Source organism: Rhodosalinus sediminis, assembly GCF_003385555.1.
GTDB classification, from domain to species: Bacteria; Pseudomonadota; Alphaproteobacteria; order Rhodobacterales; family Rhodobacteraceae; genus Rhodosalinus; species Rhodosalinus sediminis.
Window position 1 is genome coordinate 105,811 of the sequence record NZ_QOHR01000007.1, and the last position, 6,611, is coordinate 112,421.

The window sequence follows — 6,611 nt, forward strand, 5'->3', positions numbered from 1 at the left end:
AGCCCCTTTCGCGCGCGTCATCCCCAGGGACCGGCCGGTGCGGCATCGCGCGGCGTCGCGGGGCGGCCGCCGCCGGGCATGGCCCGCAGCGCGGCGACACGGTTCTCGGTCTTCGGATGCGTCGAGAAGAGGTTGTCGTAGCCGTGCGCGTGCAGCGGGTTGATGATGAACATATGCGCCGTCGCCGGGTTGCGCTCGGCCGCGTTGTTGTCGATCCGCGCCGCCTGCCCCGCGATGCGCTCCAGCGCCGAGGCGAGCCAGTCCGGATCGCCGCAGATCTCGGCGCCGGTGCGGTCGGCCTCGTATTCGCGCGCGCGGCTGATCGCCATCTGCACGAGCCCCGCGGCGAGCGGGGCGAGGATCATCATGGCGAGCGTCCCCGCAAGCCCCAACGGGCTGTCGCGCCGCCCGCCGAAGAAGAGCTCGAAATTCGCCAGCATCGAGATCGCGCCGGCGAAGGTCGCGGTGATCGTCATGATGAGCGTGTCGCGGTTCCGGATGTGGGCGAGTTCATGGGCGACCACGCCCGCCACCTCCTCGCGCGAGAGGCGCTGCAGCAGCCCGGTCGTGACGGCGACGGCGGCATTCTCGGGGTTGCGGCCGGTGGCGAAGGCGTTGGGCTGCGCCGTCTCGATCACGTAGACCTTCGGCACCGGCATCCCGGCGCGGCGGGCCAGATCGGCCACCATGCGGCGCAGGCCCTCGCTCCCCGGCCCCTCGGCCGGGCGCGCGCCGTGCATCCGCAGCACCATCCGGTCGGAATTCCACCAGCCGACGAGGTTCATCCCCGCCGCGAGGACGAAGGCCAGCACGATGCCCGTGGGCCCGGCCAGCAGATAGCCCACGCCCATGAAGAGCGCGGTCATCACGGCCATCAGGATCGCGGTGCGCATGTAGCCTGCCATCGGATCGCTCCCCTTTCCCGGATGGACTGCGATATAGGCAATGGAGGGCGGACCGTGAAACCCGCGACGTCGCCTTCCGGGAGCCGCGCCGCACAAGGCGGGTGACGGCCGCGCTTGGGCGTGCCGCGGTTCCATGCTCGTGAACGGGTGCGAGGGAGTGGACCGGGCTGCGGATCCGCCTAGGGCGCCGGCTCTAAGGCGATGGTTCCTATGGCATGTGCCGGGGCGCCTTTTTCGGTGCGCGGCGGGAGCGGTGGGATCTCGTGAGACGGCGCCGTTGGATGCCCAGCGGTTGTAAGCTGGGCGCACGGGCGGCGCGCCGTGTGTCTCAGTTTGGGGGCGAATGTTGCGTGGGTGTTGAGTCGTTTTTTCGGCCGCTCGCGCGGGCGTCGCGTTCGGCCTGTAGTGTGTTGATTTCGTTGGGGATTGTTGGTTGCGGGGAGAGGATTTGAACCTCTGACCTTCAGGTTATGAGCCTGACGAGCTACCTGGCTGCTCCACCCCGCGGTATTGATCGTTGAGAGAGATACGTTTTTTTTTGCGTCCAGGCGCTTGTCAGGTTTGGCGGCGACCTACTCTCCCACGTCTTGAGACGCAGTACCATTGGCGCTGCGGCGCTTAACTTCCGGGTTCGGAATGGGACCGGGTGTTTCGCTCGCGCTATGGCCACCAAACCGGGCAAGCGCCCGGTGGATATGTCAAGTATACTGGAGTGCGACTTTTTGGATCGAGTGGCCGTCCTGCGGTCACTGGATCGGATCAAGCCTGTCGGGCCATTAGTACCGGTCAGCTGAGTACATTGCTGCACTTACACCTCCGGCCTATCGACGTGGTGGTCTACCACGGCCCTCTGGGATACCTTGTTTCGAGGGGGGCTTCCCGCTTAGATGCCTTCAGCGGTTATCCCGTCCGATCATAGCTACCCTGCACTGCGGCTGGCGCCACAACAGGTCCACCAGTGGATCGTTCACCCCGGTCCTCTCGTACTAGGGGCAACTCCTCTCAAGTATCCTGCACCCACGGCAGATAGGGACCGAACTGTCTCACGACGTTCTAAACCCAGCTCACGTACCTCTTTAAACGGCGAACAGCCGTACCCTTGGGACCTGCTCCAGCCCCAGGATGAGATGAGCCGACATCGAGGTGCCAAACACTGCCGTCGATATGGACTCTTGGGCAGTATCAGCCTGTTATCCCCGGCGTACCTTTTATCCGTTGAGCGATGGCCCTTCCACGCGGGACCACCGGATCACTATGGCCGACTTTCGTCTCTGCTCGACTTGTCGGTCTCGCAGTCAGGCTGGCTTCTGCCATTGCACTCGCCGAGCGATTTCCGACCGCTCTGAGCCAACCTTCGCGCGCCTCCGTTACTCTTTGGGAGGCGACCGCCCCAGTCAAACTACCCGCCACAGAGGGTCCCGGACCCCGATGAGGGGCCGCGGTTAGACATCAAGAGTGCGAAGGGTGGTATCTCAAGGGTGGCTCCACCGGAACTGGCGTCCCGGTTTCGAAGCCTGCCACCTATCCTGCACATCGCAATCCTGATGCCAGTCTGAAGCTGTAGTAAAGGTGCACGGGGTCTTTCCGTCTAACCGCGGGAAGCCTGCATCTTGACAGGCAATTCAATTTCGCTGAGTCGATGTTGGAGACAGCGGGGAAGTCGTTACGCCATTCGTGCAGGTCGGAACTTACCCGACAAGGAATTTCGCTACCTTAGGACCGTTATAGTTACGGCCGCCGTTTACCGGGGCTTCGTTTCGGTGCTCTCACACCTCCACTTAACCTTCCGGCACCGGGCAGGCGTCAGACCCTATACGTCGCCTTGCGGCTTCGCAGAGCCCTGTGTTTTTAGTAAACAGTCGCCACCCCCTGGTTTGTGCCCCCGGACCCTGGTTGCCCAGGACCCGGGCCTCCTTCTCGCGAACTTACGGAGGCATTTTGCCGAGTTCCTTCAACATCGTTCTCTCAAGCGCCTTGGTATGCTCTACCAGTCCACCTGTGTCGGTTTCGGGTACGGTCTGATGGAGGGCTGTTTCCTGGGACCGCTCGGCCGCCGGACCAATCCGATAAGGTCCGACGACGGTCGAGATCCGTCACATCCTCCTGGCTCAGGACTATTGACCTGATTCCCATCGGCTACGCCTTTCGGCCTCGCCTTAGGGGCCGGCTCACCCTGCTCAGATTAGCTTTAAGCAGGAACCCTTGGACTTTCGGCGAGGGGGTCTCTCACCCCCTTTGTCGCTACTCATGTCATCATTCTCGCTCGTGATCTCTCCACCGGATGGCTCGCGCCCCGGCTTCACAGAGGAGGCCCGCGCCTCCGTCGCGACAGCTGCGTGACACCGCAACTTTCGCGCAAGAGGCAGAGCCTCACGTCACACGACGCTCCGCTACCAGTGCTTACGCACTCCTCGGCTTCGGCTCGTGGCTTGAGCCCCGTTACATCTTCGCCGCAAGACAGCTTGATTAGACCAGTGAGCTGTTACGCTATCTTTAAAGGATGGCTGCTTCTAAGCCAACCTCCTGGTTGTTTTGGCCGTCTCACCTGCTTTCCCACTTAGCCACGAATTGGGGGCCTTAGCCGGAGGTCAGGGTTGTTTCCCTCTCCACCACGGGCGTTAGCACCCGCAGTGTGTCTGCCGGACAGTACTCCCCGGTATTCGGAGTTTGGTTAGGATCAGTAAGCCTGTGGGGCCCCATTACCCATCCAGTGCTCTACCCCCGGGGGTATTCATCCGACGCGCTACCTAAATAGCTTTCGCGGAGAACCAGCTATCTCCGAGTTTGATTGGCCTTTCACCCCTAGGCACAGCTCATCCCGATCTTTTTCAACAGATGTGGGTTCGGCCCTCCAGTGCGTGTTACCGCACCTTCAGCCTGGCCATGCCTAGATCACTCGGTTTCGGGTCTGATCCCACATACTCGACGCCCATTTAAGACTCGCTTTCGCTGCGCCTCCGCCTAGCGGCTTAAGCTTGCATGTGAGACCAAGTCGATGACCCATTATACAAAAGGTACGCCGTCACTCGACTGGACGCTGATGACAACCTTTCTTGGACCGACGCGCAGGGGCGCGTCGGCACTCCGTGCCGGCCCTTGGCCGGTTGGGTGCGGTGCGATGGCGTAGCCATGGCAAGCGGCGCCGATCCTTGGCCCGCCGGCCGGATCGCCCTGCCCTACCTGAGCGGCAGGCTGACCCTGAGCTGCGCGGTCTCGACGCCGGGGTTCTCTTCGTGGAGACCGGCGTTGGAGCGGTGATCGTAGCTCACCGCGACGCGCCAGCCCTGCGCGCTTTGCCACCCGAGCTCGACGCCCGAGCGGAACGCGATGGGTCCGCCGAGGTCGAAGCCGTCGCCGGGTGCGTAGAGCCCCGGCATGGCGTGCAGCTCAGCGTAGAGGGGCGATCCGCCGAAGTCGGTCGCCCATGTCGCGCCGTAGCCGATCCAGGCTTCGCCGTTCTCGCCGAGCGAGAGGCCGGCGGCCTGCCCGAAGGGGCCGAAGCGCGCGCCCGGGTCGTAGCGAAGGTAAACCTCCGCCGCCGGATCGGCGTTGCGCTCGATCACTTCGCCCGCGGAGAGCGCCAGGCGCGGCGTCCCCGCCTCGCGGCCGAGGCAGCCCGCGGGCGTCCCACAGTGCTTGGTGCTCATCTCGTAGAGCCCCGCCACCAGCAACAATGCCGCGAATGTCCCGTCCGCCATGAGGCCGCTCCCTGTTCCAAGGTCCGGCCCCGTCTTTGGTTGTCATGAGTGTCCAGTCAAGCTCCGACTGCTTGTAGGCGCCCGGTTTCAGGTACTGTTTCACTCCCCTCGTCGGGGTGCTTTTCACCTTTCCCTCACGGTACTGGTTCGCTATCGGTCAGCAAGGAGTACTTAGCCTTGGAGGGTGGTCCCCCCATCTTCGAACAGGATTTCACGTGTCCCGCTCTACTTGATACGTCCTCTCGTGCTTCCCGTACGGGGCTGTCACCCGCTCTGGCCCGCCTTTCCAGACGGTTCCGGTCACACTCGAGGCTCGGCTGGTCCGCGTTCGCTCGCCGCTACTGACGGAGTCTCTGTTGATGTCCTTTCCTCCGGGTACTTAGATGTTTCAGTTCCCCGGGTTTGCTCTTTGAAGCCTATGTATTCAGCCTCAAAGTACCTGGTTCTGCCCGCTGGTGACCGCACCGCCGGAGCGGCGCGACAACAACGAACAATCAGGTGGGTTGCCCCATTCGGAGATCCATGGATCGAAGCCTATTCCCGGCTCCCCATGGCTTATCGCAGGGTATCACGTCCTTCATCGCCTCTTGCTGCCAAGGCATCCACCAGACGCCCTTCTCGCGCTTGATCCGATCCAGTGAGCGCAGGACGCCCGAGGGCGGCTGCACGGGCCACGCGGCTGGTTCGTCGCGCGCCCTCTCACCGGATCCGGAAGTCGTACTTTCCCTTCGAGCGCCCCGACGAAGGGCGCTCGCGGTCAGTGTACTTGACTTGGACAGCACCCCTGCGCCGCGCGGGCCCTTCCGGAGAAGGACCGATGCCCGGGGCGCCCGCCCACTCGCGGGCGCCAGGGGTGCTGGTTTCGTATCTCTCTCGACGATGTCAAACGTCCCGTGGGACGGCCGGGCGCATCCTCGGATGCGTCCGGCGATCCCACCGGATCGCGATGCGGCCCCGCGGGGCGGGGATGGTGGAGCCTACCGGGATCGAACCGGTGACCTCCTGAATGCAAATCAGGCGCTCTCCCAGCTGAGCTAAGGCCCCTTGACCGGGCGGCCGTGCCGTGGCCGCGCCCTGCCCGAGAACTGGTGGGTCGAGGAGGACTTGAACCTCCGACCTCACGCTTATCAGGCGTGCGCTCTAACCACCTGAGCTACCGACCCGTGACCAGACCGGCGGCCTGCTCGTGTTCCGCATCTTGTTCAGGCTGAAGGGATATGAGGACGGCCCGTGGCCGTGTGTATACGTCCTTCCGCGCCACTGCTTGAGACAGCGGCGCCTCTCGTCGCCTGCGACCCCTGCGGGCCGCCGCGTGCGTCGGACGCTGCCAAGTCGATCCACGAGAGAGGCGGACCTCTCTGCCAGGATCGTCCTTAGAAAGGAGGTGATCCAGCCGCAGGTTCCCCTACGGCTACCTTGTTACGACTTCACCCCAGTCGCTGAGCTGACCGTGGCCGGCTGCCTCCCCGGAGGGTTAGCGCACCGTCGTCGGGTCGACCCAACTCCCATGGTGTGACGGGCGGTGTGTACAAGGCCCGGGAACGTATTCACCGCGGCATGCTGTTCCGCGATTACTAGCGATTCCGACTTCATGCCGTCGAGTTGCAGACGACAATCCGAACTGAGACGGTTTTTCGGGATTAACCCTCTGTCACCGCCATTGTAGCACGTGTGTAGCCCAACCCGTAAGGGCCATGAGGACTTGACGTCATCCACACCTTCCTCCCGCTTATCACGGGCAGTTTCCACAGAGTGCCCAGCCGAACTGCTGGCAACTGGGGATGTGGGTTGCGCTCGTTGCCGGACTTAACCGAACATCTCACGACACGAGCTGACGACAGCCATGCAGCACCTGTCACCGGGCCACCGAAGTGGAAACGCCATCTCTGGCGCGGTCCCGGGATGTCAAGGGTTGGTAAGGTTCTGCGCGTTGCTTCGAATTAAACCACATGCTCCACCGCTTGTGCGGGCCCCCGTCAATTCCTTTGAGTTTTAACCTTGCGGCCGT

General features: G+C 63.4%; 1 protein-coding gene, 3 tRNA genes and 3 rRNA genes. All 7 read right to left on the reverse strand.

What is annotated here, in order from left to right; genetic code table 11:
- Positions 1 to 17: 17 nt before the first annotated feature.
- Positions 18 to 905, reverse strand: a complete 888-nt coding sequence (gene htpX / locus DRV84_RS08010) for a zinc metalloprotease HtpX (RefSeq protein ID WP_115979364.1) — start codon at positions 903 to 905, stop codon at positions 18 to 20.
- 430 nt (positions 906 to 1,335) lie between these two features.
- Positions 1,336 to 1,412: transfer RNA gene (locus DRV84_RS08015), tRNA-Met, on the reverse strand.
- A gap of 52 nt (positions 1,413 to 1,464) precedes the next feature.
- A 5S ribosomal RNA gene (gene rrf / locus DRV84_RS08020) occupies positions 1,465 to 1,579 on the reverse strand.
- An 81-nt stretch (positions 1,580 to 1,660) separates the two neighbouring features.
- Positions 1,661 to 5,233 (reverse strand): 23S ribosomal RNA (locus DRV84_RS08025).
- A gap of 338 nt (positions 5,234 to 5,571) precedes the next feature.
- A tRNA-Ala gene (locus DRV84_RS08030) sits at positions 5,572 to 5,647 on the reverse strand.
- 42 nt (positions 5,648 to 5,689) lie between these two features.
- Positions 5,690 to 5,766: transfer RNA gene (locus DRV84_RS08035), tRNA-Ile, on the reverse strand.
- 214 nt (positions 5,767 to 5,980) lie between these two features.
- Positions 5,981 to 6,611, reverse strand: a 16S ribosomal RNA gene (locus DRV84_RS08040); the annotation flags it as partial.

Excerpts from the sequence above, each read along its gene's own strand:
- htpX (WP_115979364.1), bottom strand. The coding sequence starts at position 905 with ATGGCAGGCTACATGCGCACCGCGATCCTGATGGCCGTGATGACCGCG.